Annotated in this window: 3 protein-coding genes; 2 read left to right on the top strand and 1 reads right to left on the bottom strand. The window is 27.0% G+C overall.

The window, feature by feature from the left end:
* Positions 1 to 88, top strand: an 88-nt coding sequence (locus V2W16_RS11105; RefSeq protein ID WP_483416155.1) for an EF-Tu C-terminal domain-related protein, incomplete at its 5' end; no start/stop codon positions are given.
* Positions 89 to 173: 85 nt separating this feature from the next.
* Here V2W16_RS11105 and V2W16_RS11100 read toward each other — a convergent pair.
* Positions 174 to 998 carry a putative RNA methyltransferase gene (locus V2W16_RS11100; protein ID WP_329385904.1) on the bottom strand — a complete coding sequence of 275 codons (825 nt, stop codon included), beginning with the start codon at positions 996 to 998 and terminating at the stop codon, positions 174 to 176.
* Positions 999 to 1,212: 214 nt separating this feature from the next.
* Between V2W16_RS11100 and V2W16_RS11095 the strand changes: the two genes are divergently transcribed.
* Complete coding sequence (locus V2W16_RS11095) at positions 1,213 to 2,208, top strand: LacI family DNA-binding transcriptional regulator (protein ID WP_329385902.1); 996 nt, start codon at positions 1,213 to 1,215, stop codon at positions 2,206 to 2,208.
* Positions 2,209 to 2,416 lie beyond the last annotated feature (208 nt).

Here is a 2,416-nt window from a genome sequence, read left to right as displayed (position 1 = left end):
AATCGCTATCGAAGAAGGATTAAGATTCGCTATCAGAGAAGGTGGTAGAACAGTAGGTTCAGGAGTTGTTGCTGAAATTATCGAATAATTTTAGTAAATGATAAATAAAAAAGAACATCTTATTGATGTTCTTTTTTTGTGAAAACAATAATGAAAGATTTAAAAAACTTTCATTATTTAATTTTTCCAATTAATGCAGTAGCAGAAATAGTTATTTCACTTATATTATTATAATCAAATTTACTTTTATCAATATCAAACAATAACGGGGTCATATCTAAAAAAGATTTTAAATTTTCTAAAGAAATTTCTTTTGTTTGATTAAGCTCTTTAATTTCTAATAATTCACAATGCTCTTTGAAACATTCAATTACATCATTATTATCATACTGCTCATGTTTTAATTCATTTTTTACAATATCTCTTAATTCTTTTAAGTGAGAAAGACCCGGAATAATTTTAATTATAATTCCATCTTTCTTTAATACTCTTTTAAATTCGGGATAATTTGCTGGTGTGTATATATTTAACATACAGCCAATAGAATTATCTTTTAGTGGAATAGATTGTATGTCAGAAACAAAAAAACAAATATTATTCGTGCCTCTTGCTGCAACATTAATAGCATCTTTAGATAAATCAAAAGCAAAAAAATCTATGTTTTCATTATATAATTTTTTGACATAGAAACCTTCTCCGCATCCGGCATCAATAACTGTGTCAGGTTTAAAAGTATTTATATAAGATTGGATATAATCGCATATATGGTCATAATAGCCCTGATTTAATATAATATTCCTATTTTCAAAGAAACTCTTGTCATAACCCTTTTGAGGCTTTCTGTTTGATAAAAAATTTATATATCCTTTTTTTGCAATATCAAAACAGTGATTGTTTTGACATTTTAATGTGTTGTTTTCAATATACATTTCATTTTTACATATTGGACACTTGAAATAATTTTCAACATTTTTAAATTTTAAATTACTATTTTTCATATTTACTCTCTTTATTTTTAATGTATTATATAAAATTATATTAAATTTTTCATTATTTTCAATCTACTTTGTATTTATATGTAGTTTTTTTTAATTATTTTTATTAAAAAATCATAACTAATTGAAAATCATTACATGATGTGGTAGAATAATTTAAACTTTTACATGACAATGAAGTTTATAATGACAGAGTTAAAAATATGGAGGTGCTAAATTGAGCGCAAAAATTAAAGATGTTGCAAAGAAAGCTAATGTTTCTATAGCTACCGTATCGCGTGTAATAAATAATGTACCTTTGGTAAATGAAGAAACAAAAGATAGAGTTTTACAAGCAATAAAAGAAACAGGATACAGACCTAATGCCATAGCAAGAAGCTTAAAATTACAAAAAACTGAAACTGTTGGTGTTGTTATACATGATATTACAATACCATACTATGCACAAATGGCTAGAGGTGTACAGGATATAAGCATGCAGAGTGGATATAATGCCATAATTTGTAACAGTGATGCAGATAGTAAAAAAGAAGAAGAATTTATGGATTTGTTTTATCAAAAACAATGTGATGGAATTATATTTGCGGGCAGAGAACTTGATGAAGTTGTAAAAAGAAAATTTGAATATATGAATATGCCTGTAATATTATGTGGTGTTGAAGATCCTGCAGGTAAATATTCAAGTGTTATAAATGATTATAATCAAGGTATTTATGCACTAATGGAATATATAAAAGGAAAGGGGCATAATACTCTTGGTTTAATACATGGTGATAAGAACAGAGATTATAATGCTAAGAAGAATGAAGAAGTAATTTTTTCTACATCCAAAATGCTTGGAATGAAAATAGAAAAAAATAAGATATATGAAAATGCCTTTACAATGAAAGGTGGATATTTAGCTATGCAGGAAATGCTAAAAGGAGATCTTCCTGATGTAGTTATATGTGGTAATGATGAAATGGCTCTTGGTGCAATAAAAGCTATTGAAGAAGCAGGTAAAAAAGTTCCCGATGACGTAAGTATTGCAAGTTTAAATTCTTGTGAAGTTGGAAGATGGATTAACCCAACTCTTACAAGTATAAATCACTATATGTATGATGTAGGAGCAATAAGTGCTCGACTTCTTGTAAAATTGCTTGAAGGTGAAGACTTGAAAGAGAAAAAAATAATAGTATCTCATAGTATAATAGAGGGTGAATCCGTAAAGTAAACAATGAATTTTAAGGGCTGTTTATACAGTCCTTTTTTGTTTTTTATAAAAAAGTAAAAAATTTGTAAAAAAGGTATTGACAGTTAAGGAATAAAGTGATAATATAACAAAGCTGTTTCGAGCGGTAAGCTGAAAAAGCATACGAGAAGGTTGTCAATGAAAAAAAATGACAAAAAAAGTTAAAAAAGTAGTTGACAAGAGATTGAGT

Origin of the sequence: Anaerofustis butyriciformans (assembly GCF_036289385.1) — a bacterium.
Classification (GTDB): domain Bacteria; phylum Bacillota; class Clostridia; order Eubacteriales; family Anaerofustaceae; genus Anaerofustis; species Anaerofustis butyriciformans.
Note: the sequence above shows the minus strand (reverse complement) of the source record. Positions and strands in the feature narration are given on the sequence as shown.